Source organism: Pseudonocardia nigra (genome assembly GCF_019396355.1).
Lineage (GTDB): Bacteria > Actinomycetota > Actinomycetes > Mycobacteriales > Pseudonocardiaceae > Pseudonocardia > Pseudonocardia nigra.
On record NZ_JAHKRK010000019.1, the window covers coordinates 21,198 to 47,319 of the forward strand.

The 26,122-nt window shown below is 72.7% G+C and carries 18 protein-coding genes and 5 pseudogenes; 2 read left to right on the forward strand and 21 right to left on the reverse strand.

Annotation, left to right across the window (positions count from 1 at the left end; all coding sequences use genetic code 11):
* Position 1: 1 nt before the first annotated feature.
* A complete protein-coding gene (hypF, locus tag KME75_RS07565) occupies positions 2 to 2,266 on the forward strand; it encodes a carbamoyltransferase HypF (RefSeq protein ID WP_219413817.1) in 2,265 nt (754 codons plus the stop codon).
* A gap of 98 nt (positions 2,267 to 2,364) precedes the next feature.
* On the opposite strand, the gene KME75_RS07570 is transcribed toward hypF, so the two are convergent.
* The 19 genes and pseudogenes from KME75_RS07570 to KME75_RS42805 all read right to left on the reverse strand — a co-directional run bounded on the left by KME75_RS07570 (position 2,365) and on the right by KME75_RS42805 (position 20,292).
* Positions 2,365 to 2,733 carry a hypothetical protein gene (locus KME75_RS07570; protein ID WP_219413818.1) on the reverse strand — a complete coding sequence of 123 codons (369 nt, stop codon included), beginning with the start codon at positions 2,731 to 2,733 and terminating at the stop codon, positions 2,365 to 2,367.
* 62 nt (positions 2,734 to 2,795) lie between these two features.
* Entirely contained in the window at positions 2,796 to 3,893 is a 1,098-nt protein-coding gene (gene hypE, locus KME75_RS07575; RefSeq protein ID WP_219413819.1) for a hydrogenase expression/formation protein HypE, read from the reverse strand.
* Positions 3,890 to 5,046, reverse strand: a pseudogene (hypD, locus tag KME75_RS07580) (hydrogenase formation protein HypD). Before hypD ends, hypE begins: the two are co-directional and overlap by 4 nt.
* A 12-nt stretch (positions 5,047 to 5,058) precedes the next feature.
* Entirely contained in the window at positions 5,059 to 5,331 is a 273-nt protein-coding gene (locus tag KME75_RS07585; protein ID WP_219413820.1) for a HypC/HybG/HupF family hydrogenase formation chaperone, read from the reverse strand.
* 62 nt (positions 5,332 to 5,393) lie between these two features.
* Positions 5,394 to 5,495 carry a DUF6893 family small protein gene (locus KME75_RS46625; RefSeq protein ID WP_372452573.1) on the reverse strand — a complete coding sequence of 34 codons (102 nt, stop codon included), beginning with the start codon at positions 5,493 to 5,495 and terminating at the stop codon, positions 5,394 to 5,396.
* Between the two features lie 5 nt (positions 5,496 to 5,500).
* The gene (locus tag KME75_RS07590; RefSeq protein WP_219413847.1) at positions 5,501 to 6,019 is read right to left on the reverse strand and encodes a hydrogenase maturation protease; all 519 of its coding nucleotides are present in this window, start codon (positions 6,017 to 6,019) and stop codon (positions 5,501 to 5,503) included.
* Positions 6,016 to 7,119, reverse strand: a complete 1,104-nt coding sequence (locus tag KME75_RS07595; protein WP_308282630.1) for a hypothetical protein — start codon at positions 7,117 to 7,119, stop codon at positions 6,016 to 6,018. Before KME75_RS07595 ends, KME75_RS07590 begins: the two co-directional genes overlap by 4 nt.
* Positions 7,107 to 7,433 (reverse strand): hypothetical protein, encoded by a 327-nt coding sequence (locus tag KME75_RS42795; protein ID WP_246631674.1) that lies wholly within the window; start codon positions 7,431 to 7,433, stop codon positions 7,107 to 7,109. The genes KME75_RS07595 and KME75_RS42795 overlap by 13 nt, the downstream gene beginning before the upstream one ends.
* Positions 7,430 to 8,074, reverse strand: a complete 645-nt coding sequence (locus KME75_RS07600; RefSeq protein WP_219413821.1) for a DUF6084 family protein — start codon at positions 8,072 to 8,074, stop codon at positions 7,430 to 7,432. Before KME75_RS07600 ends, KME75_RS42795 begins: the two co-directional genes overlap by 4 nt.
* Entirely contained in the window at positions 8,067 to 9,683 is a 1,617-nt protein-coding gene (locus KME75_RS42800; RefSeq protein WP_246631675.1) for a DUF5947 family protein, read from the reverse strand. Before KME75_RS42800 ends, KME75_RS07600 begins: the two co-directional genes overlap by 8 nt.
* Positions 9,684 to 9,687: 4 nt before the next feature.
* Positions 9,688 to 11,483, reverse strand: a pseudogene (locus KME75_RS07615) (nickel-dependent hydrogenase large subunit).
* Positions 11,484 to 11,505: 22 nt separating this feature from the next.
* A pseudogene (locus KME75_RS07620) lies at positions 11,506 to 12,587 on the reverse strand (NADH-quinone oxidoreductase subunit B family protein).
* A 132-nt stretch (positions 12,588 to 12,719) separates the two neighbouring features.
* Positions 12,720 to 13,411 (reverse strand): annotated as a pseudogene (locus KME75_RS07625) (D-sedoheptulose-7-phosphate isomerase).
* A 29-nt stretch (positions 13,412 to 13,440) separates the two neighbouring features.
* Positions 13,441 to 13,653 carry a HypC/HybG/HupF family hydrogenase formation chaperone gene (locus KME75_RS07630; RefSeq protein ID WP_219413822.1) on the reverse strand — a complete coding sequence of 71 codons (213 nt, stop codon included), beginning with the start codon at positions 13,651 to 13,653 and terminating at the stop codon, positions 13,441 to 13,443.
* 146 nt (positions 13,654 to 13,799) lie between these two features.
* Positions 13,800 to 14,432, reverse strand: coding sequence for a D-sedoheptulose-7-phosphate isomerase (locus KME75_RS07635; RefSeq protein ID WP_219413823.1), 633 nt, complete (start codon positions 14,430 to 14,432; stop codon positions 13,800 to 13,802).
* A 188-nt stretch (positions 14,433 to 14,620) separates the two neighbouring features.
* Positions 14,621 to 16,030: an FAD-binding oxidoreductase gene (locus tag KME75_RS07640; protein WP_219413824.1), complete on the reverse strand. Its 1,410-nt coding sequence runs from the start codon at positions 16,028 to 16,030 to the stop codon at positions 14,621 to 14,623.
* On the reverse strand, positions 16,027 to 16,242 hold the full coding sequence (locus tag KME75_RS07645) for a hypothetical protein (protein ID WP_219413825.1): 216 nt from the start codon (positions 16,240 to 16,242) through the stop codon (positions 16,027 to 16,029). Before KME75_RS07645 ends, KME75_RS07640 begins: the two co-directional genes overlap by 4 nt.
* Positions 16,196 to 18,439, reverse strand: coding sequence for an HNH endonuclease signature motif containing protein (locus KME75_RS07650; protein WP_219413826.1), 2,244 nt, complete (start codon positions 18,437 to 18,439; stop codon positions 16,196 to 16,198). Before KME75_RS07650 ends, KME75_RS07645 begins: the two co-directional genes overlap by 47 nt.
* A gap of 881 nt (positions 18,440 to 19,320) precedes the next feature.
* The gene (locus tag KME75_RS42805; RefSeq protein WP_246631676.1) at positions 19,321 to 20,292 is read right to left on the reverse strand and encodes a flavin-containing monooxygenase; all 972 of its coding nucleotides are present in this window, start codon (positions 20,290 to 20,292) and stop codon (positions 19,321 to 19,323) included.
* Between the two features lie 101 nt (positions 20,293 to 20,393).
* On the opposite strand from KME75_RS42805, the gene KME75_RS42810 reads away from it, so the two are divergent.
* Complete coding sequence (locus tag KME75_RS42810; RefSeq protein WP_308282631.1) at positions 20,394 to 21,023, forward strand: TetR/AcrR family transcriptional regulator; 630 nt, start codon at positions 20,394 to 20,396, stop codon at positions 21,021 to 21,023.
* Between the two features lie 131 nt (positions 21,024 to 21,154).
* On the opposite strand, the pseudogene KME75_RS07660 reads toward KME75_RS42810, so the two are convergent.
* Together KME75_RS07660 and benC are read right to left on the reverse strand one after the other, a co-directional pair.
* Positions 21,155 to 23,794: pseudogene (locus tag KME75_RS07660) on the reverse strand (AAA family ATPase); the annotation flags it as partial.
* A 60-nt stretch (positions 23,795 to 23,854) separates the two neighbouring features.
* Positions 23,855 to 26,119 (reverse strand): benzoate 1,2-dioxygenase electron transfer component BenC, encoded by a 2,265-nt coding sequence (gene benC / locus KME75_RS07665; protein ID WP_219413828.1) that lies wholly within the window; start codon positions 26,117 to 26,119, stop codon positions 23,855 to 23,857.
* Positions 26,120 to 26,122: the final 3 nt, after the last annotated feature.

A 26,122-nucleotide genomic window follows, 5' to 3' on the forward strand; every position in this document is an offset into this window, starting at 1 on the left:
CATGACCGTCGTCCGGGCCCGGATCCGCGTCGAGGGGGTGGTGCAGGGCGTCGGGTTCCGTCCGTTCGCCCACTCCCTGGCCATGCGCCTGGACCTCGGCGGGCTGGTCGGCAACGACTCCGAGGGCGTGTTCGTCGAGGTGGAGGGCGACGCGGCGGCGGTCGGGGAGTTCCAGCACGCACTGCGGCGGGACGCCCCGCCGCTGGCCGTGATCGAGCGGGTCACCGCCGAGGAGTGCACCCCGCGGGGCGACCGGGCCTTCACCATCGTGGCCAGCCGGGCCGGCCCGGCGAGGCACACCCTCGTCTCCCCGGACACCGCCACCTGCGCCGCCTGCCTCGCCGAGCTCGCCGACCCGGACGACCGGCGCCACGGGCACCCGTTCCTCAGCTGCACCCACTGCGGGCCCCGGTTCACGATCGTCACCGACGTCCCCTACGACCGCCCGGCCACCACGATGGCCGGCTTCCCGATGTGCGCCGCCTGCGCGGCGGAGTACTCCGACCCGGCCGACCGCCGGTTCCACGCGCAGCCCATCTGCTGCCCCGCGTGCGGGCCCGCGCTGCGGCTGCTCGACGCCGACGGCGGCCCGCGCGACGGTGACCCGGTCGCCGGCGCGGCCGCGCTCCTCACCTCGGGGGCGGTGCTCGCCGTCAAGGGGCTCGGCGGGTTCCACGTCGCGGCCGACGCCACCTGCGAGGGGGCGGTGGCGGCGCTGCGTGCCCGCAAGCACCGGGAGGACAAGCCGTTCGCGGTGATGGTGCCCGACCTCGACGCGGCCCGTCGGCTCTGCGCGGTGGACGCGGCCGCGGAGTCCGTGCTGACGAGCGCGCGCCGCCCCATCGTCCTGCTGCCCCGGCGCGCGGACGCCGCGGTGGCGCAGGCGGTGGCCCCCGGCAACGCCTCACTCGGCCTGGTGCTGCCATACACGCCGCTGCACACCCTGCTCGCCGCCGCGCTCGGCCGCCCGTTCGTCCTCACCAGCGGCAACGTCTCCGACGAGCCGATCGCCTACACCGACACCGACGCGGCCGCGCGGCTCGGCGGGATCGTCGACGCGACGCTCACCCACGACCGGCCGATCCACACCCGCACCGACGACTCGGTGGTCCGCCTCTTCCGGGGCCGGGAGTACCCGCTGCGCCGCTCCCGCGGGTACGTGCCGCATCCGCTGCCGTTGCCGTCGCCGGCGCACCGCCCCGTGCTCGCCTGCGGGGCGGAGCTGAAGAACACCTTCTGCCTGGCGCGCGACCGCCACGCCTTCGTCTCCCACCACATCGGCGACCTGGAGAACTACGAGACCTACCGGTCGTTCACCGAGGGGATCGCGCACTTCCGGCGGCTGTTCGACATCGTCCCCGAGGTCGTGGCGCACGACCTGCACCCCGACTACCTGTCCACGAAGTACGCCCGCGAGCTCGACGGCGTGGAGCTGGTGGGGGTCCAGCACCACCACGCGCACGTCGCGTCCTGCCTGGCCGACAACGGCGTGACCGGGCCCGTGATCGGTGTGGCGCTCGACGGCCTGGGATACGGCACCGACGGCACGATCTGGGGCGGGGAATTCCTGCTCGCCGACCTCGTCGGCCACCGGCGCCTCGGGCACCTGGACCCGGTGCCGATGCCGGGCGGGGCCGCCGCGATCCGGCAGCCCTGGCGGATGGCGGCGGCCTACCTCGGCGCGGCGTACCCCGAGGGGCTGCCCGACGGCCTCGACGTGGCCCGGCGCAACAGCGAGCGGTGGGCGCCGGTCGCCGCCATGGCGCGCAGCGGCCTGAACTCGCCGCTGACGTCGAGCGCGGGCCGGCTCTTCGACGCCGCGTCGGCGATCCTCGGTGTGCGGGACGCGGTGAACTACGAGGGCCAGGCGGCCGTGGAGCTGGAGCAGCGGGCCGACCGCGCCCACCGCGGGAGCTACCCAGCACGCCTGGTGGGCGAGGACCCGTTCCGCGTACTGGGCTCCGACCTCGTCCGCGGTGTCGCCGACGACGTCGTCGCGGGCGTGGCCACCGGGACCGTCGCCGCCCGGTTCCACAACGGGCTCACCGCAGCCGTCGTCGCGGGGTGCCGGCGCGCCCGGGAGGTCACCGGGACCACCACGGTCGCACTGTCCGGCGGGGTGTGGCAGAACGTGCTGCTGCTCACGAGCGCGGTCGACGCCCTGGAGGCCGCCGGCTTCGCGGTGCTGGTGCACTCCCGGGTGCCCACCAACGACGGCGGCATCAGCCTGGGCCAGGCAGCGATCGCCGCCGCGACGCACGCGTGAGGGAATGGCAGCAAGGTGGCAATGCTGCTGTCCAGTGACAGTATTGCCACCTTGCTGCATCCCCACCTTGCTGCCGTACCGGGCGTGCGTGGTGCCGGTCAGCCGCCCTGGTCGCCCGGCTCGCCCGCCACCGGGCTGTCGGTCTCGTCGGGCTGCTGCGAGATCCCGCTTTCGTCCGGCTCCTTGCCGTGCGGACGGCCCGACTCGCCCTTGCGGCCCTCCTCGCCGGCGTCCTGCCCGGACCGGTCCTCGCCCGCCGTGGTCAGGTGCTCGCCGACGCCGAGCGCGGGTTCGGGCGCCATGTCGGTGTCGCCCATGCCGTCCCGCTCCTCGTCGGACACCACCCGGCCCGGGTTGCCGGTGCTGGAGACCTCGTTCTCGGGCGGCGTCTCCGCGGAGTCGCCCGACGACCTGCTGATCGGGTTCTCCTGGATCGCCGGCTCCTCCTTCTCATAGGGAGGAGTCACGCCCTGCGCTTCCTGTTGCGGGGGGCCTGGGATGCTCATCGCGTCCTCCTGACGGATTCCGGCTAGCAGATACGGGGCAGTGGGTCGCCGATCAACATGTCGACGATGCGGGTGCCGCCGAACTCGGTGCGCAGCAGCACCAGGGTCGGGGGGTCGGCCTTGACCTCCCCGATGATCGCCGCGCCGGCACCCAGCGGGTGCGCCTGCAGCGCGGCCAGCGCGGCCTCGGCCCGCGTCCCGTCCACGACGACGACCATCCGGCCTTCGCACGCCACGTAGAGCGGGTCGATGCCCAGGATCTCCGACGCGCCGCGGACCTCGGCCCGCATCGGGACGGCGGCCTCGTCCACCACGACCGCCACCTCGGACGCCGCGGCGGCCTCGTTGAGGATCGTGGCCACCCCGCCGCGGGTGGCGTCGCGCAGGCAGCGGACGCCGTCGGTGCCCGTCAGCAGGGCGTCGACCAGGCCGGCCAGCGGTGCGGTGTCGGAGGTGATGTCGGAGCTGATATCGAGCTCCCCGCGGGCCAGCATGATCGTCACGCCGTGGTCGCCGATCGGGCCGGACACCAGCACGGCGTCCCCGAGGCGCGCCTGGTCCGCGCCGAGCGTGACGTCGCGCTCCAGCACGCCGACACCGGCGGTGTTGATGTAGCAGCCGTCGGCCTTGCCCCGCTGCACCACTTTGGTGTCCCCGGTGACGATGGTGACCCCTGCCGCCTTGGCGGCCGCGGCCATCGACGCGACGATCCGCTGCAGGTCCGCCACCGGGAAGCCCTCCTCGAGGATGAACCCCGCGGACAGGTGCAACGGCCGCGCCCCGGACATCGCGAGGTCGTTGACGGTGCCGTTCACCGCGAGCTCACCGATGTCACCCCCGGGGAAGAACAGCGGCGAGACGACGTAGGAGTCGGTGGTGAGCGCGAGGCGGCCGCCCGCGGCGGGGAAGACGGCCTGGTCCTCCAGCCGCTCGAGGACCGGGTTGCGGAACGCGTCGAGGAACAGCGCCTCGATCAGGGTGTGCGTGGCCTTGCCGCCCGCCCCGTGCGCCATCGTGATCCGCTCCTCACGGATCTTCGCCTTGCGCCGGCGCGCCTTGTCGATCCGGTCCAGGACCTGCTGCTCCCGGCCCGCCTGCGCGCCGGTGATCTGCCCGGTCATCGGCCCGTCGCCCGCACCGACGGCGTCGGGAGGGCCGTCGCTCGGCGCACCCGTTCGCGGCTGAACCGGCCGAAGTTGTAGTACGCGGCGCACGCGCCCTCCGACGACACCATGCAGGTGCCGATCGGCGTCTCCGGCGTGCAGGCGGTGCCGAAGACCTTGCACTCCCAGGGCTTGAGCACGCCCTTGAGCACCTCGCCGCACTGGCAGGCCTTCGGGTCGGCCACCCGGACGCCGGGCACGTCGAAGATCCGTTCGGCGTCGAACGCGCTGTACGCCGGCCGCACCTGCAGCGCCGAGTGCGAGATGAAGGCCAGCCCGCGCCACTCGAAGTACGGCCGCAGCTCCATCGTCTCGCCGATGGCCCGCAGCGCCTTGAGGTTGCCCTCCCACGGCACCACCCGGCTGTACTGGTTCTCCACCTCGCACCGGCCCTGGGCGAGCTGGAGCAGCAGCTGGTACACCGACTGCAGGATGTCCAGCGGCTCGAAGCCCGCGCACACCAGCGGCTTCCCGTGGTCGCGGGCGATGAACTCGTACGGTCGGCAGCCGATCACCGTGGAGACGTGCCCCGGTCCGACGAACCCGTCCAGCCGCAGGTCCGGCGAGTCGAGGATCGCCTTGATGGCGGGGATGATCGTGACGTGGTTGCAGAAGATCGAGAAGTTCTCGATCCCCTCGGCGGCCGCCCGCAGCACCGTCATGGCGGTGGACGGGGCCGTGGTCTCGAACCCGATCGCCATGAACACCACCCGCTTGTCCGGGTTCTGCCGGGCGATCTTGAGCGAGTCCAGCGGCGAGTAGACCATCCGGATGTCGGCGCCCGCGGCGTTCGAGTCGAGGAACGACCCCCGCGAGCCAGGCACCCGCATCATGTCGCCGAACGTGGTCATGATGACGTCGGGTCGCTCGGCGATGGCGATGCCGCGTCCACCCGGCCCATCGGGATCACGAACACCGGGCAGCCGGGGCCGTGCACGAGCGTGACCGTCTCGGGCAGGTAGTCCTCCAGCCCGTGCTTGTCGATGGTGTGCGTGTGCCCGCCGCACACCTCCATGAACTTGTAGTGGCGGCCGGGTTCGCACAGGGCGGCGATCTGCGCGGCCAGCGCCCGTGCCTTGGCCGCGTCCCGGAACTCGTCGACGAAACGCATCCCGACGCCCTCCTACTCGATCTGCGATTCGAGCAGGGCGGCCATCTCGTCCTCGTAGGCCTGCCCGATGCTCTCCAGGAAGTCCAGCGCGGCCTTCGCCTCCGCCTCGTCGATCTTCGACATGGCGAAGCCGACGTGGATCAGCACCCAGTCACCAGGGCCGACCTCGCCGTCCTCGAGCAGGCCGATGTTGATCGCGCGCTTCACGCCGCTGACGTCCACCGTGGCCAGGTCGGCCCGATCGACGTGGATCTCGACGACTTCTCCCGGTATCCCGAGGCACATGCCGCCACCTTCTTCCGACTCGGTTCCTGCGAGGACGGACAGCTCTTCCGCGGGTGCGTCCCTCACATATCGCGGATCCTGCGGTAACGGTTGATGTCCGGGAGGGTCTTGGCCACTGCCACGGCGACGGCACCCATCAGTGCCAACACGACCAGCTTGCGCACGTTCTTCACCTCCCTTCCCGAACGGTGGCGGCGGGGTGGGAGGTGAGCTCCTCGCCGATCAGGCGGCGCAGCTCGCCGAGCGCGACGTCCACCGCAGCGGCGACGGGCTCGGACAGCCCCATGCGCTCCTCCACCACGGCGGGCTCGCAGCCCAGGACCAGCACCCGTCCCGGCGTGCCCCCCAGCATCTCCAGCAGCGCGAGCACCTCCGCGGGTGCCATGGCGTGCGCGTCGAGGACGGCGCCCCGCTCGACGAGCTCGTCCGAGGAGGGCACCGGGGGAACGTGCTCGGCGCCGACCTCCACGACGTAGACCTCGCCCGGCGTGCCACCGCGGGGGGTGGCGTCCACCAGGATCGTGCTGTCGTAGCCCTCGAGCAGCTCGTAGGCCAGGTGCAGGCCGCGGATGCCGAAGTCGGCGACCTGCACGCCGTCGGGCTGCGGCTCCTGCGCCAGGCGGCGCACCACCTCGACGCCGAAGCCGTCGTCCCCGAGGAAGACGTTGCCCACGCCCGCGACGATCATCGGCACGGTCCCACCTCCACCGGCTCGACCTCGTCGGGGGAGAAGTAGAGGTAGCGGCCGTGGGCGAGCATCACCTCGGCCGCGTCCGGGTCGTCGTCCGGTGTGACGGCGAGGTGCCACTCGTCGTCGACGTTGCACAGCACGGCCGCGACGGTGGCGACGCTGCCGTCGAGGAACATGTCCTGGGCGTCGGTCCGGTTGCCCCGGGGCCGGAGCACGACCCGGCTGCCGCGGGCGACCGGCACGCCGGCCACGATCACCGAGTCGGTCTCCGGGGACACCGACGCGTCCGAGCCCGGGTCCCACCACGGTGCCAGCTCGGCCGGGTCGTCCGACCCCGCCCCCGATGTCGTGGCGGACCGCGGGTGCGGGGCGACGCCGGGCAGGTACCGGATCGCGCCGTGCAGCCGGTCCAGCACCTCCTGGGGCATGCCGTCGACCCGGTCGATGATCGCCGCGGCGCGCGGGTCGGTGGCCCTGGCCTCGCGCTTCTCCTCGTCGGTGAGCACCATCGTGCGCAGCGAGAGGATCTCGTCGTTCTCCAGCCCGTCGAAGAGCTCGCCCGGGCTCTCCGGCGCGATCTCCGGGTGGTCGTAGAGGATGATCGGGGAGGCGAGCAGGACGTCGCGCCGATCCCGGTCGCCGACCAGCACGGGCCAGACGCCGACGTTCTCGCACCCCGCCACGATCGGCCTGGCCCACTCCGGGGGCTCCAGCAGCGAGAGGAACTCGCCGCCGGTCACCGCCAGCACGGTGTGCGCCGCCACCAGCGCGCGGCGCAGCGCCTCCTCCCGCGACCCGACCGGCTCGGCCGACGCGTTCTCCACCCGGGCGTGCACCCGCAGCACGTAGGGACCCGGGAGGGGCCGGGGGGACAGGTGCAGCACGCCGTCGAGCTGCCGCCGCTCCCGCACGATCCGGCCGACCGTCGTCCCGGACGCGTCGCGAAGGGGCTCCTCCAGTCGTTCCGCCGCGATCCGGAACGGCACGGCGCGCTCCTGCCCGACCAGCTCGGCCACCGCAACGGCGGTGTCGAACTCGGTCTCCACGGCCTCGTCCCATCCGAACAGGCGCTCGCCGTCGACCGTCAGCTCGGGCACCGGGGTGAAGCCGGCCCCCCGTCGGCGCGCTCGAGGCTCTTCGTCTGCACGTGCAGGAACCGCACCCGCAGGTGCAGCACCGCGCCGTCGCCGTCGGGCTCGAGCAGGCACTCGGTCTGGTGCGCCGAAGGTTCCCCGCCGTCGGTCCAGCTCGGCGGCATGAGCACCTCGAACTGCCAGCGCACCTGGTTCTTCGCGGCGGGCGCGCGGTACGGGTAGAGCAGGTAGCCCTCGAACAGCACCGCGTCGGCCACCCGCAGGGCGGGGTCGAAGAGGCCGGGCCCGGTGGCGGTCGGGGTCGCGTCGGCGGTCATGGTGGGTACTCCCCGGCCTGCTTGAGCAGCGCCGCGAAGGCGTCCTCCCACGTGGGCAGCGCCTTGCCGGCCTTGTATCGCTGCAGCGCGTCGATCGTGTCGCTGCGCAGCCGGATCCAGCCGCTGTTCGGGAAGAAGCGGTCCATGAGGTCCCGCCACACCGTCACCGGCACCCGGTAGCGGGCCTCGAGGCTCCAGGGCACCTGCTCGACCTCGAACCCACCATCGTCGGTGCGGCGGAAGGCGGTGCCGCTGAACAGCAGCAGCATCGGGATCTCGCCACCGGCCAGGCCGTGGAAGTACTTCGCCGTGCCGACCTCGAAGTCGTACGTGTACGCCACCGGCACGTCGACCTCGGTCTGCCCGGCGAAGCTCGCCACCATCACCCCGACGGAGGCGAACTGCATCGGCTTGAGGCTGTCGCCCCACTGCGGGGTCTCGCCGAACAGCTCCAGCAGCCGCTCGGCCTCGCCGGCGTCGTAGCGGCGCCGGGCGGGTTCGATGCGGATCTGGCAGCGCAGTGCGATCGCGTGCACCCGGACGCCGGTGGACTCGGTCACCCGCAGCCGGAACACCATCGTCGGTGCGGCCGCGTACAGATCGGGTCGCACGTCGACACAAGTGATCGCCAGCTCACTCATCGGCGGGCTCCGACCGCTCCCGCAGGGCCGCGAAGAACCCGGCGATCTGGGCGTGGGCTTCCTCCCCGCCGTCGAAGCCCTGCCAGTGCATCCGCACCCGCGCCACCAGCTCGTAGCAGGCGGTGATCGGGACGACGAACGCCTCGAAGCCGTCCCCGGTGCGCTGCACGAGCACCGCCTCGACGTCCGGCTCCGCCGTGACGAACACCGGGTTCGCGGCCACCACGTCGCCCCAGCTGTCGAGCTCGAGCAGCGACTGGGTGGCCCCGGCCGGGCTCGGGTAGAAGGCCACCCACTCCTCGGCGTCCGCGTCCTCCGCCGTGCCGGAGCTGCGGAACAGGAACGCGATGCGGACCGGGATCTGCACCGCGTCCCACCGCACCGGGGTCAGCTCGGGGGAGGGGACGTGCACGAACCGTTCCGGCACCGCCTGATAGCGCCCGCCCGCGGCCCCGCGCTGCGTGAACAGCAGGTAGCAGGGGCGGCAGACGCAGCGGATCGACCGGTGCTCCAGGTCCACCACGTGCCCGTGGCCCGGGCTCGCGACCGTGCCCTCCGGACCGCACGGAGTGCCGCACAGCTCGCACCGCTGGGCCACCGGGGCGCGCGGAGCCTGCGCGACCTGATCCGGGGTCGCGGTGGCGTCCGGAGCGCGCGACCGTCGCCGCTCCCGAGCGGACGGGACGAACCTCCGCAGCCCGGTGTTCATCGCACGGCCCCGCTGGACACCGCGATCCGCACCGCGTCCGCGTCGCCGAGCAGCGGGAGCGGGTCCAGGTGCAGCCCCTCCTCGCTGCCGCGGCCGGCGAGCCGCACGTCGAAGCGCTCCCCGCAGCCGGGGCAGCCGAGCGAGCCGTCCGCCACGCCCGCCCCGCCGATGCCGGACGCGCAGCGCGGGCACCGGTCGAGGTAGGCGTAGAGCCGCCCGGCGACGCGGCACAGCGCGATCCCGGTGCCCTCGAGCACGATGGAGGTCGACTCCCCGTCGTCGAGCACGAGCGGGGCGCCCAGCGCCGACCACTCGCCGTCCGGGCGCGGGGGCGGTGGTGCCAGCTCGAGGAGCTGCGGACCGGTGCGGGCCGGGCTGCTCCGCGGTGACGCCCTCGACCTCCACCCGGGCGACCTCCGGCGCCGCCGCCTCGATGGCCCCCTCGATCGCCATCTTCACGGTGACCAGCGACGACGGGCAGCCGTCGCAGCTGCCCTGCAGGCGCAGCCGCACCGTGATCCCGTGCGCGGCGTCGTCGTCGATGCCGAGGTACTCGACGCCGCCGGCGTGCGAGCCGAGGTAGGGCCGCACCTGGTCCAGCGCGGCGAGCACCCGCGTCTCGGTGTCGTCGGGATGGAGGTCGTGCAGCACCAGCAGGCCGGCGACGAGGTCGTCGCCCGCGAGCCGCCGCAGCACGTCCTCCCCGTCGGGCTCCTCTGCGAGGAGCCCGACGATGCGTTCCAGGCCCGCGCCGTAGAGCTCGACGAGCAACGCCACCAGCTCCTCCGCGCGGTCGGTCACCTCGGGCGGCGCCGCCGAGCGGAACTCCTCGAGCAGCTGCTCGATGCGGGCCCCGGCCTCCCGGGGGTTCGGGCTCCCGGGAGGCCCTGCGCCGGGCATGCCGTCAGATCCCGTTGTTCATCATGGTCGGCGGGTGCATCCGTTTGACCGTGTTCCCGCCGCCGACGTACATGTGCACGCCGCAGGGCAGGCAGGGGTCGAAGCTGCGCAACGCGCGCATGATGTCGATGCCCTTGAAGTTGTCCGGCGAGTTCTCCTCGAAGATCGGTGTGTTCTGGACGGCGTCCTCGTACGGACCGGGCGTGCCGTAGGAGTCGCGGACGCTGCCGTTCCACGGCGTCGGCGGGTAGGGGTGGTAGTTTGGCGATCTTGCCGTTCCGGATCACCATGTGGTGCGAGAGCACGCCGCGGACGGCCTCGGTGAACCCGCAGCTCACCGCGTCCTTGGGCACCGTGAAGCTCTCCCAGGTCTTGGTGTTGCCCGCGCGCAGCTCCACCAGAGCCTGCTCCACGAAGTACAGCGCCGACGCCGCCGCATACGCCTGGAAGTAGGTCCGGGCCCGGTTGCGCTCGAGCGCGTTGGACCACTGCGGGATCTTCCACTCGAAGCTCTTCTCGGGCTTCAGCGGTGCGCGGCAGGTTGATCACCACGCTGTGTCCCGTGGCCTTGATGTAGTCGTGGTCGACGAGGCCGGCCAGCGCCGTGGTCCACAGCCGGGCGATCGGCCCACCACCCGTGTCCAGTGGCAGGTGGTCCTTCCCGTCGAACCAGCGTGGCGACATCACCCAGCTGTACTTGTCGTCGAAGTCGCGCTTCTGCGGCCGGGGGATCGTGTGCTGGTTCCACGGGTGCCGGGAGTCCACCGGGTTGCCGAGGGGGTCGTGGCTGACGAAGGTCTCCTTGCCCTCCCAGTCCTCGTAGAACGAGGAGCCGAGCAGGATCCGGATGCCCAGGTTGATGTCCACCAGGTTGGTGGTGATGAGCTTCCCGTCCACCACCACGCCGGGCGTCACGAACATCTTGCGGCCCCAGTCGGCCATGTTCTCGTAGGTGAAGTCGCAGTACTCCGGGTGGTTCAGGCTGCCCCAGCAGCCCAGGAGCGTGCGGCGGTACCCGACCATCTCGTACCCGGGCAGGGCCTCGTAGAAGAAGTCGAACAGGTCGTCGTGCATAGGCACGACCCGCTTCATGAACTCCACGTACTTCATCAGCCGCGTGAGGTAGTCCATGAACAGCTGGATCGTGGCCACCGCGCCGATCCCGCCCGGGTACAGCGTGGAGGGGTGCACGTGGCGCCCCTCCATCAGGCAGAACATCTCGCGGGTGTAGCGGCTGACCTGCAGCGCCTCGCGGTAGAACTCGCCCTCGAGCGGGTTGAGCGACCGCATGATGTCGCCGATGGTCTTGTAGCCGTGCTCGTCGGCGTGCGGCGCCTCCGTGCGGTTGGCGAGATCCAGGACACCGGGGTTGGTCTCGGCGACCATCTTCTCGCAGTAGTCCACCCCGACCAGGTTCTCCTGGAAGATGTTGTGGTCGAACATGTACTCGGCGGCTTCGCCGAGGTTGATCATCCACTCGGCGATGTGCGGCGGGCGCACGCCGTAGGCCATGTTCTGGTTGTAGACCGAACAGGTCGCGTGGTTGTCACCGCAGATGCCGCAGATCCGGCTGGTGATGAAGTGCGCGTCGCGGGGGTCCTTGCCCTTCATGAAGATCGAGTAGCCGCGGAAGATCGACGAGGTGCTGTAGCACTCGGCCACCTTCTTGGCCGCAAAGTCGATCTTCGTGTAGATCCCGAGGCTGCCCACGATCCGGGTGATGGGATCCCAGGCCATCTCGGTGAGGTTGGGGGACAGGTCGTGCTCGTTCTCGGTGCTCGGCCTCGCCGTTGTCGTCATCGCTCTCGTCACGCCTCTCTGCTCACCAGCCGGGCTTGTAGCCCGTGGTCAGGCTCCGGCCCCGCTTGCGCCACTTCGGTTCGGCGTCCGCCGTCTTCATCGTCGTCTTGCGCAGCGTCCGGATCACGCTGCCGTACATCCCGCTCGCGGCCGTCGAGACCTTGGCGCCCGGCGGCTCGTCCATGAACGGCATGAACTTGTCGGGGAAGCCCGGCATCGTGCAGCCGATGCAGATGCCGCCCACGTTCGGGAAACCCCCGATGCCGTTCATCCAGCCCCGCTTCGGGACGTTGCACTTCACGACGGGGCCCCAGCAGCCCAGCTTCACCAGGCACAGCGGGAGCCGTACTCGGTGGCGAACTCGCCCTGCTCGTAGTAGCCGGCGCGGTCGCAGCCCTCGTGCACGGTCTTGCCGAACAGCCACTGCGGGCGGCCCGCCTCGTCGAGCGGGATCATCGGGGCCTGCCCGGCCACCTGGTAGAGCAGGTAGAGGATGGTCTCGGAGAGGTTGTCGGGTGTGATCGGGCAGCCCGGGACGTTCACGATCGGCAGGCCGGCCTTGGACTTCCAGTCCCAGCCGAGGTAGTCACGCACGCCCATCGCGCCGGTCGGGTTGCCGGCCATCGCGTGGATGCCGCCGTACGTGGCACACGTGCCGACCGCCAGCACGGCGGTGGCCTTCGGGGCCAGCCGGTCCAGCCATTCGCTGGTGGTCATGGGCTGCCCGGTGGCGGGGTTGTTGCCGAACCCGCACCAGTAGCCCTCCTTCTTGATGGCCTCGTTGGGGATGGAGCCCTCGACGACCAGCACGAACGGCTCGAGCTCGCCGCGGTCGGCCTTGTGGAACCACTCGATGAACGTGTCAGCGCCCTGCTCCGGGCCGCACTCGAAGTCGATCAGCGGCCAGTGCACGGCGATCTTCGGAAGGCCCGGCAGTGCGCCGAGCACGATGTCCTCGATGCTCGGCTGGGTCGCGGCGGTCAGCGCGACGGAGTCGCCGTCGCAGCTCAACCCGCCGTTGGTCCAGAGGATGTGGACGACCGGCTCCTCCTGTTCGGGCTGTGTTGCGTCCGTGTGGGCTGCCGGTGTCTCCGGTGCCGTCATGGCACACCCGCCTTCGGCGATACGTGGGGACGATGAGCTGGCCGACCGGGAGATCGGCGCAGGAAAGGACGTGCGGCGGAACCCGCCGGAACTGCCTCCGGTCCACGCAGCGGGGCGACTGTCGTTCGGCGGTCAGCGCCCCGCGCTGGACACTCTGGCCCGTTTCGGATCTCCGAGCTCGTGCTGCACGAGTTCCCACAGCACGTGGTAGACGGAGGTCTGCGCCTCCTGGATGCGGTGCACCGATGCCGACGGGACCACGAAGAGGTGGTCGATTGTGTCGGTCTCGGCCATCTTGCCGCCGTCGTAGCCGGCCAGGCCGATCGTGACCATCCCGCGCCGGGACGCCTCCTCGAAGGCTCGGATCAGGTTCGCGGAGTTGCCGCTCGTGGACAGCCCGACGGCGATGTCGCCGGCCCGGCCGAACGCCGCGATCTGGCGGGCGAACACCACGTCGAAGCCGACGTCGTTGGACAGCGCGGTGACGACGGCGATGTCGGCGGTCAGCGACAGCGCGGGCAGCGCGCGTGCGCCGCCGCCCGGGTGCAGGAACATACCGGCGAGGTCCTGCGCGAGTCGGTGCTGCTGCCGCCGTTGCCGAAGGCCAACAGCTGGCCACCGGCGTCGAACGAATGGGCCATCGCCCGTGCGCAGGCCACCAGCCGCTCGCCGTCGCGCTCGGCGACCTGCTCCCGCAGCAGCACGATCTCCTCGACCTTGGCCTCGGTGGAGCGGCGGGCCTGCTCCAGCACCGCGTCGAGGTCGGAGGTCTCGGCATACAGGAAGGGGTAGAGGGCCTGCATCCCCGGATCCGGTCCGGCCATCTCGTCCTCCCCTCTCCGGTGCGGGCCGCTCATCGGGTCAGTACGGCGATCGCTTCCTTCGCATGCACCAGCACCGTGTCGCCGACGTCCGCTTCGACCAGCGCGATGCTGATCTCCTCGGCCCCGCCGCCGGTGTCGACGAGCGCGAGGTCGTGGTCGAGCAGCCGCACGACGACGAACGGCAGCGCTTCGTCCGAGCACGTGATGCAGGTGTCCCCATGGCATTCCGGCGGACTGCTCATCGCTCGGCCTCGCCGGGGCTCGGCCGGCGCTTCGCGCGGGCGCTGTGCTGATGATTCGCTCGCAAGCTCGCTCATCGCTCGGCCTCGCCGAGGCTCGGCCGGCGCTTCGCGCGGGCGCTGTGCTGATGATTCGCTCGCAAGCTCGCTCATCGCACGACGCCCGGACCGAGCACTCCGGGCTGCTCGAAGAACACGTGCACCAGCTCCCACAGGACGTGGTAGGTGGTGACCTGCAGCTCCTTGACGATCCGTGGGTCGTCGCTGCGGGCGGGCACCACGTGGTCGACGGCGGGGCTGGTGGCGATGGGGCCCTCGAGCGCCCCGGTGCCACCGACCAGCGCGACCGTCAGCAGCCCCCGCGACGCGGCCACCTCGAGGCCGCGCAGGACCGCGGGGCAGCGATCGTCGTCGGACACGCCCAGCGCGATGTCGTCCGGCCGGGCCAGGTGGCCGATCTGGTGCGCGAAGACCTCGTGCGGACCCTCGTCGCCCATGAGGCCGGTGACGGTGGAGACGTCGTTGGTGAGCGACAGCGCCGGGAACGCCCGCTTGCCGACGATCACCAGGTGCACGAACTCCACAGCGACGTGCTGGGCGTCGGTGGCCGCCGCGCCCATGCCGAAGACGAGGAGCTTGCCACCGCGGTGCAGGCGGGCGGCCATGGCGTGGCAGGCGGCGGCGACTCGTGCGGCGTCCTGGGCGAGTGCGCGCCCGGGCGCCGTTCGGCGGGCGAAGATCTCGGCGACGGGTCGGACGTCCCCGGGAGCGGACAGTGCCATTATCAACTCCGTGGTGGGAGATCAAGCCAGTGTGCTCTCCTTCACAAAGCGCACGCAAGCCCGGTGGATGGTCTCGTTGGGCTTGTTGTCCGAACCGTCGAGCGCGGACGGGGGAACGGCTCGTGACGAGGAAACGCCGTAGGGCGAGCGAGCCACACGCGGTGCCGGGGCGGTCCGGACCGGCGTGATCAGCCGGGGACGCCCGCGGCGGGAGCTCCTCCGATGACCTTGCCGGGGTTGAGGATCCCCGCCGGGTCGAGTGCGCGCTTGACGGCCCGGTGCAGGTCGAGGACCGCGGGTTCGAGCTCGGCCACGAGGCCGCCCCGCTTGAGGAGCCCGATGCCGTGCTCGCCGGTGACGGTGCCGTCGAGCGCGAGCGCGTCGGCGACGATGTCGTCGAACGCGGCCTGGGCGCGGACCCGGGCGGCGTCGTCGCCGGGTTCGGTGATCAGCAGCGGGTGCAGGTTGCCGTCGCCGGCGTGCGCGATGTTGGCGATCGTGGTGCGGTGCCGCTCCGCAGTCGCCTCGATGCGGGCGAGCATCTCCGGGACCCGCGCGGTCGGCACGCAGACGTCCTCCGTGAGCACCGGGCCGAGCCGCTCCAGGGCTGGATAGGCGAGCCGGCGGGCCGCGAACAGGGCCTCGGCCTCGGCCTCGTCGGTCGACCGCGCCGCCCAGGTTGCGCCCTCGAAGCACGCGAGCATCCGCTCGGCCGCCTGTTCCCCGGCCGGGCCCGGTTCGTCGAGGCGGGCGAGCAGCACCACGTCGGCGTCGACCGAGAGCCCCATGTTCTTCCAGGCGTCGACGGCGCGCAGGCAGTGCCGGTCGACCAGCTCCAACGCGGCCGGGGTCAGGCCCGCCGCCGCGCTCGCGGCCACGGCACGGCCGGCGTCGATGACCGACGCGAAGTACCCGACCACGGTGATGGCGGGCGGGGGCAGCGGGCGCAGCCGTACCGTGACCTCGGTGACGACGCCGAGCGTCCCCTCGGATCCGACGACCAGTCCGGCGAGGTCGTAGCCCGCCACGCCCTTCGCGGTCCGCCGGCCCAGTCGGACCAGCTCGCCGGTGCCGGTCGCCATCTGCAACCCGAGGACGTAGTCCCGGGTCACGCCGTACTTGACGCAGCAGAGCCCGCCTGCGTTCGTGGCGACGTTGCCGCCGATCGTCGACCAGGGGGAGCTCGCGGGGTCGGGCGGATACCACAGCCCCTGCGCCGCGGCGGCTGCACGCAGATCGTCGTTGACCACTCCCGGCTCGACGACGGCGAGCCGCTCGACGGGGTCGATCTCGACGATCCGGCTCATGCGGTCCATCGCGAGGACGATCCCGCCGTCGACGGCGTTGGCGCCCCCGGAGAGCCCGGTTCCCGCACCGCGGGCGACGACCGGGACGCCGTGCCGGTGGCACGCCGCCACGACCTCCCGCGTCTCCTCGGCCGAGGTCACCCGGACGACGGCGAGCGCGGCACCGACGGGCGCCCACTCCGCCTCGTCGTGGCTCAGGGAGGAGACGACGTCGGGGTCGCGGAGGATTCGCTGCTCGGGAACGTGGGCGGCGATCTCTGCGAGGACGTCGCGGTCGACGGGCGCGCTCACAGCTCACCCAGGAAGTCGAGGAGCGCGCTGTTGAACGCCTCGACCTGGTCGGAGTTGGCCGCGTGCCCGGAGCTGCCGACCAGCACCACCTCGTGGAGCCCGAGCCCGGTCAGGGCGTCGTGCAGGTCCTTGCAGTGGAAGGCCCGGCTCGCGGCCGGGGCGCCGTCACCGGCCACGAGGACCCCGGGCGGGCCCGCGCCCTCGTCGGTCACGTGCAGGACCACGCCGTCGCTCGTGCAGACGGTGCCCGTGCTGGTCGTCATCGACATCCTCCTCGCCGTGGTGGCCCCGCCGCCTCCTCCAGGGAACCACCTGCACCCGTCGGGAGCCGAGGGAGATCCCTCCCGTGATCGCGGACCGACGACGCATCGACCTCGACGCGGCCACGACGGTCGTCGTGATCGATCCGGCGGGCGCAACACGCTCTACCCGGCGACTGGAGCGGATCACCGCGCTGATGGGGCCGATCTGGCGGGAACCCGAACGGCGCTCGAGGTGCAGTTGGCCCTGCGCCTGCACGAACTGCTCGACGCGGTGACGGCGCGCCGGCCGCGCGGCTGAGGGCCCGGCGTGTCGGTGCGGACGTGGAGATGCCCGAACTCGATCACCCGCGGCCGGTTCAGAACGGTGGCGGGTGATCGTGGGTTCCGACGGAGTCATCGTGCCCGGGCGCCGCCCATGGATCGATGCGCGGGCGGGCTGCCGGGGCCGCTTGTGTCGATGCCCCCCGTCGTGCGGGTGGGGGGATGGTTCGGGACGGTAGTCGAAGGGCTCGCTGACATAGCTGTGTCCGGTCGGCGTGATCCATTCGATCCGGCCGTCGTTGTGGGCGATGACCTGCCAGCCGGCGGCGTGCTTGTTCTTGTGGTGGTGGACGCAGCCGTCCATGAGGTTCGGTTCGGCGGTGGGGCCGTTCGGGAACGGGACGATGTGATCGAGTTCGCTGTCGAGGGCTCGACGGCGGCAGATCGGGTGTCGGCAGGTGACGTCGCGGGCGCGGACGAAGTCGGCCAGTGCGGCCGGGGGTGTGTAGGTCTTGCGTCCGTAGTCGAGCAGCGCCAGGGACAGCGGGTCGGTGACCAGGCGGTGCCAGACGGCGTCGGCGGCGATCTCGCGGGCCAGCGCTGCGGGAATGGGCCCGTAGCCGACGAGTTCGCAGGGCTGGTCGTCGCGCCCGAGCAGGGTCGTGTGCGGCATGACGATCTGGATCAAGGGTTTGCCGGGGTTGACGGGCCGTGGCGCCGGCCCGGACCACACCGTGGTGCCGGTCTCGGCCGGGTCGGTGCTGTCGGCACCGTCGGCGGCAGTGCTGGCGCCATCCGCGCCGGTGTCGGTGCTGCCGGTGTCGGTGCTGTCTGTGTCGGTGCTGCCAGTGGCGGCGTAGGTGATCTGGCCGGTGAGCAGGGCGACCAGCAGGTCGGCGCGGCGGGCGTCCATCCCGCGTCCATCGTCGCTGCCGAGGCCCCGGGCGAGCCGGGTGAGCCACTGGTAGGCCGAGTGCGCGTCCGGGGCGGAGAGCATCGCCCACAGCGCGGCCATGCCGTCCTTCTCGTCGCCGACCACGACCCGCCGGTCCTTGCGGGCCTGCCGATGCCGGTCGTTCGCACCCTCCGGGTCGACCGCGATCACCGCGCGGGCCAACGCGGCCCGGAACTGGGCCAGGGTCTGTTTCGGGGCGCGGTCGAGTACCCGGTCCTGCACGGCCGTGGCCTGTTCGGGCTTCAGGTAGAGGGTGGCGTCGCAGAGGGCGCGGATCTTGCGCTCGTCGATCAGGCCGTCCTCCCACACCTGCCGGGCGGCGACCAGTTCGGCGTCGAGCCGCACCGACTCGCACACCCGAGCCTTCGCGGTGCCGCGGGACAGGTGCAGGGCGAGCCCGACCTCGTCCGGGGCGTACCGGCTCAGCCCGGACGCCCTGTCCGCCATCGAGAGGTCGCGCGCGTCGCCCGGGCGGCGCCGGGCGAACTCCGCCAGCAGTCGGGCCTGCCGGGCCTGCGCCCAGGCAGCGACCCGTTCCCAGCCGATAATCGCATCGATCAGGCCGGCGTCGGACATCACGGCCGGGTCGGCGGTGGACGAGTCCAGGTCGAGGGCGAGCAACCCCGACGGCCGCATCCGCGCGACCGTGTAGTCGGCCACCGCCCCGGAGTCCATCCCGGGTTCCCATTCGGGACCGCCGTCCTCGGTCGGCGCCGGCAGGTCCAGCAGATCCGCGGGCAGCGACTCCAGCAGTTGCGCGAACGGAGTCTCGCCCGGGTCGCCCCAGTCGTCGGCTGGTTCACCGAAGTGATCCAACGACGCCGGCCAGTCCTCGTCCAACGCGGACTCGACGACCGACTGCTCGAACATAAGTTCTATTCTAGCGGCCTGATCAGCGGCTTGTCGACGTTGTTCGACTGCTCGTGACATCGTGCGGCGAACGGTGGGGCAGTCTGGCGCGCGTCACCGGAACTCGAGGCCCTCGAAGGTGCCGGCCGTGCGCCACCGGTCGATGTGGGCGAAGAAGGCCGTGGGGCCCGCGGGGAGGCCGACGTTGAGCAGCGCGCGCCGCCCCGGGTCCTGGCCCTCGTTGTTGTAGTAGCCCGGGGTGCAGTCCGGCGCCCCGGTCATCCGGCCCGGGCCCTTCAGCAGGAGCGCCACCCAGGCGTCCTCGGCCTCCCGGCTCACCTCGACCTCGGCGAAGCCGCAGTCCACCGCGTGCCTGATGATCGTCGCGATCGTCCGGCCCGACTCGGTGAGGTTGTGCGGGACGTTGGAGATCAGGTTCGCGCCCTGCGTGGGCTGCACGAAGAACGCGTTCGGGAACCCGCGCGCGTGGATGCCGTGCAGCGTCCGCATGCCGTCGGCCCAGTACTCCGACAGCGTCACGCCGTCCTGCCCGGTCACCTCGTACCCGGCCCGCCGCGTGTAGGGGGTGCCGACCTCGAAGCCGGAGGCGTAGATGATGCAGTCGACCGGGTACTCGGTGCCGGCGACGACGACTCCGGTCTCGGTGATCCGTTCCACGCCCTTGCCGTCGGTGTCGACCAGGTGCGTGCCGGGCACGTTGTAGGCCTGCAGGTACTCGTCGTGGAAGCACGGCCGCTTGCACAGCTGGCGGTACCAGGCCTTGAGGTTCGCGGCGGTGGCCGGATCCTCGACGATCGCGTCGACGCGGGCCCGGATCTCCTCCATCTTCTCGTGGTCGGAGTCCTCGAAGGCGGCGAGCATCGTCATCGGGGTGCGGTCCTCGGCCGGCAGCGTCGTGACCTTCGCGCGCACCCGCCGCGCGATCTCGGTCCAGCCGTCCATCACCAGGTCCTCGTCCGCCTTGCCCCCGGTCTGGTTGGCCGTGAAGTTCTCCAGCCAGCGCTGCTGCCAGCCCGGGGTGCTGATGTGGGCGAACCACTCGGGGTCGATCGGGTGGTTGCCGCGGACGTCGACCGACGACGGCGTGCGCTGGAACACGAACAGCTCCCGCACGCCCGGGCGAGGTGGGGCACGCACTGCACCGCCGTCGCGCCGGTGCCGATGACGGCCACCCGCTTGTCGGCCAGCTTCTCCATCGGCGCGCCGGACGGGTCGCCGCCGGTGTAGTCGTAGTCCCAGCGGCTGGTGTGGAACGAGTGCCCGGCGAACGACTGGATGCCCGGGATTCCCGGCAGCTTCGGGACGTGCAGCGGGCCGATCCCCATGGCGACGAACCGCGCGGTGAAGTGGTCGCCGCGGTTGGTGCGGACGACCCACCGCGAGCGCGCCGCGTCCCACTGCAGCCCGGTGACCTCGGTGTGGAACAGCGCGTCCTCGTAGAGCCCGAAGTGCTTGCCGATGCGCTGGCAGTGCTCGAGGATCTCCGGCGCATGCGCGTACTTCTCGCTCGGCATGTGACCGGTCTCCTCGAGGAGCGGCATGTACACCATCGACGCCGTGTCGCACTGCGCGCCCGGGTAGCGGTTCCAGTACCAGGTGCCGCCGAAGTCGCCGCCCTTCTCGATGATCCGGACGTCGTCGATGCCGGCTTCCTTCAGCCGGGCGCCGGTGACGAGCCCGGCGAAGCCGCCGCCGATGAACACGACCGTCCGGTCGTCGGTCTTCGGTTCCCGTTCGGTCCGCGGGGTGTAGGGATCCTCGAGGTAGTGCGCGAAGCGCCCGGTGAGGCGCACGTACTGGTCGTTGCCGTCGGGGCGCAGCCGCTTGTCGCGTTCCTGCAGGTACTTCCGGCGCACCGCCTCCTTGTCGATGACGGTGCCGTCGGGCCTCGTGGGCGGTTCGCTGACGCTCATGCATGCTCCGGAGGCGTCCAAGGGGGACTGGTGTCCCTCGTTCGTGCCAGGATGTCACTCATGAGTGACACCGGACAAGGGTGAGCCGGTAGGATCCGCGGGTGGCCCACGACGCCGGCAGCGCGACCTCGCTCGCCGTCGAACAGCGCGACGTCGCCCGCACCCGGATCCTGCACGCCGCGCGGGTCGTGCTGGCCGAGCGCGGTCTCGACGCCACGGTCGACGATGTCGCCGCGGCGGCCGGCGTCAGCAGGCGCACCGTGTTCCGCCATTTCGCCACGCGCGACCGGCTGTTCGCGGCCGCCATCGGTGAGGGTGTGCGCCGCTACGCGCAGCAGATCCCGCCCGCCCCCGACGGCGACGACCTGCGCGCGTGGCTGCTCGACCTGCTGGTCGTCACGCACCGGCTCAACGCCCGCAACGGCCGGATCTACTGGGAGCTGGCGGTGCTCGCGCCGGACGACCTGTCCGACGAGCTCGCCGAGGCCGCGGCCGAGCGCCGGGCGAGCCGCCGGCGCTTTGCGGTGGCCGTGACCTCCCGCATCTGGCAGGCCAGGGGCGGGCCCGGCGAACCGCCGTCCTGGCTCGTCGACGCCGTCTCGGTCCACCTCTCGGGGTTCAGCACCCAGTCCCTGGCCGGCGACTTCGGCCGCACCCCCGACGAGGTGGCCGCGGTGTCGGCCCAGGTCATCGAGGCGGCGCTGGCCGCTGCCCTGGCCGCGGCGCGGTGAGGGCTCCCCGCTGCGTCAGCGGGAGGCGGCCGCGCGCGGGAAGTGCGCGGCGAGCTCGGAGCGGGAACGGAGCCGAGTTTGGCGTAGATCCGGGTGAGGTGGAACTGCACGGTCTTGACCGACAGCATCATCGCGGCGGCGGCCTCCTTGTTGGTCATGCCCGTGGCGACGAGCTCGGCGACGGTACGTTCCTGCTCGGTCAGCGCGTCGACGTCGTTGTCCAGCGGCCGGGCACCGGGCCGTCCGGTCTTGAGCTCCCGGTCGCACCGCTCGACGTAGACCTGCGCGCCGAGGGCGGCGAAGGCCTGCCGGGCCGCGGTCAGCACGGTCGTGGCGTCCCGGCGGCGACCGGCGCGGCGGAGGGTGAGGCCGTGGGCGAAGTCGACCCGGGCCCGGTCGTAGGGCAGGGGGAGGTCCTCGAGCTGCGCGCGGGCGTGGCCGAAGACCTCCTCGGCCGCGGCGAGGTCCCCGCGCGCCCCCAGCAGCCGGCCGCGCACGTAGCCGATTCGCGCGGCCGTCGAGCGGTGGCCGCGCGTGCGCACGAGCCCCTCGAGCGGGGCGAGGAACGCATCGGCGTCGGCGAGGCGGTCGGTGAGCACGAGCGCGTTCGCGTAGAGGTCGTGCCACGGCCAGAACCCGGGCTCGTCCAGGCCGCCCCGCGGGCGGCGGGTCACGAGCGGGGTGAGGTGCCGGACGACGGCCTCGTGGTCCGAGCGCGCCTCGGCGACGTGGGCGCGGGCCAGCAGGGCAGGCACGGTCATGACGGTGTAGTCGTGGTCGGCGGCGGCACCCAGGCCGAGGTGCCGCCCCGCGGCGTCCGGTTCGCCGCGCAGCGCGTGGATCTGGGCTCCGGTCCAGTGCACGAGCGGGCGCAGGAGGTCCAGGTCGGTGGCCCCGAGCAGGATCTGGGCCTGGTCGACGCAGTGCAGGGCGCCGGGCCAGTCGCCGAGGGCGAACCGGGTGCGGGCGAGCCAGATCAATGCCCAGAGCGAGATGCGGTTCGAGCCCGTGCGGCGCACGCTCGGCACGGCGTACTCCAGCTCGCGGCGGGCGGCCTCGGGCTCGTCCTGGGCCAGCAGCAGCCAGCCGAGGCCCATCCGGGCGCGCTGGTGCTGCGGCCCGCTCGGGCTCTCCACGACCGCGGAGCGGTACGCGGTGAAGGCGGCGTCGATGTCGCCGCGGGCGCCGTGGCCCAGCCCCATGATCGCCCGGGACTCCACGGCGGCGGGCGAGCCCGGTTCGGCGTGCTCGACGGCGCGACCGGCCCAGCGGACGAGCTCGTCGCCGTCCCAGTCGGCGAGGGCGTGCAGGACGTGGCGCTGGCACACGACGGCGGCGGCGCGACGGTCGGTGCCGCGCAGCCGCCAGGCGCTGTCGAGGTAGGAGACGGCTTCGGCGCGCCTGCCGCGCTGCACGGCGACGTAGGCGAGGACGGCGTCGCGGCGGGAGCCGGCGGGGAGGGCCTCGACCTCGGGGAGGGCGTCGACGGCCTGGCCGAGGAGCCCGGCCCCGGCGAGTGCGTCGACGGCCTGGATCAGCCGGTCCTCGCGCTCGGCGCGGTCGGGGCTGATCCGGCTCGCGTCGATCAGGGCGCCGGCGACGACGGCCCACGCGCCGTCGTCGGACTTGCGGCGGGCCAGGTCGAGCAGCTCGGCTGCCAGCTCGGCGTCGGGCAGCGGGTTGGCCTCGACCCGGTGCCGGAGCCGCTCGACCTCATCGGTCACGACCTCGGCGGCGCGCCGGTGGAGGTCGTGGCGCCGGCTGGGCGCGAGGCCGGCGTGCACGGCGGTGCGGACGAACCGGCCGGGGAACGTGACGGAGTCGAGCCCGTGGCCGGCGGCCGGGGCGAGCAGGCCCGCGGCGAAGGCCTCGTCGAGGGCGCCGATCGGGTCGTCGACCCCGGCGAGCGCCGCGGCGTCGGCGAGGTTCGCCGGCGACCCGAGTACCGCCGCGGCCTCGACGAGGCGCCTGGTCGGGGCGGCGCAGGCGTCGAGCGCGGCGTGGACCCGGTTCTGGACCGACGTCGGCGCCGGCAGCCGCGTCTGCCAGTCCGACCAGCGGATCGGCGGGGTGTCACGCAGGATCTCCAGCAGGTGGCGGGGGATCCCGCCGGCGTGCTCGCAGAGTCTGCGGGCGACGGGCACGGGCAGGTCGATCCCCGCGATGCGGGCGGCAAGCAGGCGGGTCTCGTCGGGCCGCAGCGGCGACACCCGGACGCGGACGGCCGGGAGCCCGTCGAGGACGTCCTGCACGTCGGGATGGACGGCGACCCCGGGGCCGACGGCCGTGACGAGCAGGACCAGCACCCGCGCGTTCCCGATGCGGGCGACCGCAGAGGAGATCGCCTGCATCGAGACCGGGTCGCTGTCGTGGGCGTCGTCGACGACGACGAGAAGCGGCTCGTCGGCGGCCCGGGCCTGCCACCGCTCGGCGAACACCTCACCCCACGCGCCGGGGTCGTCCTCGGCGGGGGACGGGGGTGGAGCCGGATCGGCGGACCAGAGGCGGCGCGCGAGCGCGCCCGCCCGGCCGCTCTCCCAGGCGAGCCCGGCCGCGGACGTCACCGGCAGCGCCGGATGCCGCTCGAGGAACCGGCGCAGCAGGGTGGTCCGCCCGACCCCGGGGAGGCCCTCGAGGACCGCGACGACCGGGGTGCCCGACGCGGCCCGGCCGAGCAGCGCGTCGAGCTGCTCGACCTCCCCGGTCTGCCCGACGACGTGGGCGTCCTCGCGGTTCACGACCTCACGGTATTCGCGGGCCCGACGGTGCACACCGCCGGTGGACGGTGCACATGCTCGGGGATGTGCATGGTCCCCCTCCGGTGTGCATGGTCAGCCCAGGTCGCCCCCGGCGACGGGCAGGACGCTCCCGGTGATGTACGACGCCTCGTCGGAGGCGAGGAACAGGATGGCCGCCGCCTGCTCGTCGAGCGTGCCGTAGCGCCTCAGCAGCGACGAACCGATGGTCTGGCCGATGTGGGCCTGGAACCAGGCCCTGTCCTGCTCGGTCTCCGGTGTCGGCGTGCCGCGGGGGATCCGGCGCGGCGGGGCCTCGGTGCCGCCGGGCGCGGTGGCCACGACCCGGATCCCGGCGTCGGCGTACTCGAACGCGAGCGACGCCGTGAGGGCGTTGATCCCACCCTTGGCCGCCGAGTGGGGGATCCGGTGGATGCCACGCGTCGCCGCCGATGACACGTTGACGATCACGCCACCGCCGCGGGCGACCATGCCGGGAAGGACCGCGTGGCAGCACCACAGCGTGGGCATCAGGGAGCGGCGGATCTCCGCGGTGATCTCGGCCTCGGTGAACTCCACGAACGGCTTGAAGTTGATCGCGCCGCCGACGTTGTTGACCAGCACGTCGATGTGGCCCTGCCAGCTGCGCGCCTCGGTCAGCGCGGCTGCGGCACCCGCGTGGTCCTCGAGGTCCGCCTCGATCGCGAGTGCCTTCGCCCCGTCGGCGAGGAGCGCGTCGGCGACCTCGTGCACCAGCGGGGACCGGTCGACCAGCACGAGCTGCCCGCCCTCGGCGGCGGCCCGCTCCGCGACGGCCCGGCCGATGCCCTGCGCGGCCCCGGTCACCACGACGACCTTGCGGTCGAAGCGCCCCGGGCTGACGAAGCGCGGCCCGCCGGCGGGGACGCCGTCGGGCGGGGGGACCCGGGACGGCGGAGTGAGCGGCGCGATCGGGGACGGCGGGAGCAGCTCCTGCCCCGCCAGGGACCGGCCACCGCCGACGAGGAGGTCGTCGTCCTCGTCCAGGGGCGCGGGCGGGGCACCACGCTGCGCGGAGCCGAACAGCTCCTGCCCACAGATGCCCCGGACCCGGTCCGGCGCTGCCGAGGCGGCGGCCCGGAGGGGCGCGAGGTCCACGCCGGGCAGCACGACCTGGCCGGTGACCGCGCGGCCCCCGCCGGCGAGCACGAGGAGCTCGGCCCGCCGTGCCCTCGGCAGCGGGGGAGGGCTCACCGGCACCGCGTCCTCGTCCCGGGCGGCATCCGCGACGGCCGCGGGCTGCTCCGCGCCGGCCTCGGGAACGCGCACCTCCTCGGCGCCGGAGGTGCCGGCCGGGGCGAACCGCTCGTAGAAGAAGCCCGCCGGAACGATGTCCTGCTCCGCGAAGTGGCCGCGCACCGCGTCGACCATCGCCGGCGGGCCGCACAGATACACCGCCGTGCCGCCGCCGTGCAGGTGCTCCGGCCCGATCAGCCCGGTCACGTACCCCTGGTGCGGCGCGCGCGTGTTCGGGTCGGCGACGCAGTGGTCCCAGGTGAGGTGCTCGATCGAGGAGGCGAGTGCCTCGATGGTCGCCAGCTCGACCACGTCGGCGTCGGTCGTCGCGCCGTAGAGCAGGTGCACCGGGCGGGTGCTGCCTGCCGCGTCCAGCGCGCGCAGGATCGACAGGATCGGCGCGAGCCCGGTGCCGCCCGCGAGCAGCAGCAGCGGCGCGTCGCCGTCGCGGAGGAAGAAGCTCCCGTGCGGGCCGGTGAAGCTGATCGCGTCTCCGACCCGCGCCCGCTGCTCCAGGTACTCCGACATGACGCCACCGGGGGTGAGCTTGACCAGGAAGGTCAGCGCCTCGTCCTCCGCGGCGTTGCTGAAGGAGTAGGAACGCGACTCCTCGGTGCCCGGCACCCCGATGTTGACGTACTGGCCGGGCAGGAACGTGAGCGCGTCCCGGTCGGTGATCTCGATCGTCAACGCCACGGTGGTGGGGGAGAGCCGCTCCAGCCCGGTCACGGTGCCGCGATGGGTGGTGGCGCCCGTCTTGGCCACCGCCGACGTGGTCGCGATCTGCACCACCAGGTCCGACCGCGGCTTCAGCTGGCAGGTCAGCACGTAACCCGCGCGCTCCTCGTCCGGCGAGAGCGCGTCCTCGAGGTACGAGCCGCCGTCGAACTCCCCGGACTCGCAGAACGCCTTGCAGGTGCCGCAGACGCCGTCCCGGCAGTCCATCGGGATGTTGATACGTGAGCGGTAGGACGCGTCGGCGACCGTCTGGTCCGCGTCGCAGGTGATGAAGCGGGTGACGCCGTCCTCGAAGGAGAGCGCTACTCGATGACGCTGTGCCGATGCTTCACTCGCGAGCTCGCTCATGGC

Bases quoted from the DNA above. Each gene is read 5' to 3' on its own strand.
- hypF (WP_219413817.1), top strand. From the start codon at position 2: ATGACCGTCGTCCGGGCCCGGATCCGCGTCGAGGGGGTGGTGCAGGGC.
- KME75_RS42800 (WP_246631675.1), bottom strand. From the start codon at position 9,683: ATGCCCGGCGCAGGGCCTCCCGGGAGCCCGAACCCCCGGGAGGCCGGG.
- hypE (WP_219413819.1), bottom strand. From the start codon at position 3,893: ATGACCGGGCAGATCACCGGCGCGCAGGCGGGCCGGGAGCAGCAGGTC.
- KME75_RS07585 (WP_219413820.1), bottom strand. From the start codon at position 5,331: ATGTGCCTCGGGATACCGGGAGAAGTCGTCGAGATCCACGTCGATCGG.
- benC (WP_219413828.1), bottom strand. From the start codon at position 26,119: ATGAGCGAGCTCGCGAGTGAAGCATCGGCACAGCGTCATCGAGTAGCG.
- KME75_RS42805 (WP_246631676.1), bottom strand. From the start codon at position 20,292: ATGAGCGTCAGCGAACCGCCCACGAGGCCCGACGGCACCGTCATCGAC.
- KME75_RS07630 (WP_219413822.1), bottom strand. From the start codon at position 13,653: ATGAGCAGTCCGCCGGAATGCCATGGGGACACCTGCATCACGTGCTCG.
- KME75_RS07635 (WP_219413823.1), bottom strand. From the start codon at position 14,432: ATGGCACTGTCCGCTCCCGGGGACGTCCGACCCGTCGCCGAGATCTTC.
- KME75_RS07590 (WP_219413847.1), bottom strand. From the start codon at position 6,019: ATGATCGTCGCGGGCGTGGGCAACGTCTTCCTCGGGGACGACGGCTTC.
- KME75_RS42795 (WP_246631674.1), bottom strand. From the start codon at position 7,433: ATGACCGCCGACGCGACCCCGACCGCCACCGGGCCCGGCCTCTTCGAC.
- KME75_RS07600 (WP_219413821.1), bottom strand. From the start codon at position 8,074: ATGAGTGAGCTGGCGATCACTTGTGTCGACGTGCGACCCGATCTGTAC.
- KME75_RS07650 (WP_219413826.1), bottom strand. From the start codon at position 18,439: ATGTCACGAGCAGTCGAACAACGTCGACAAGCCGCTGATCAGGCCGCT.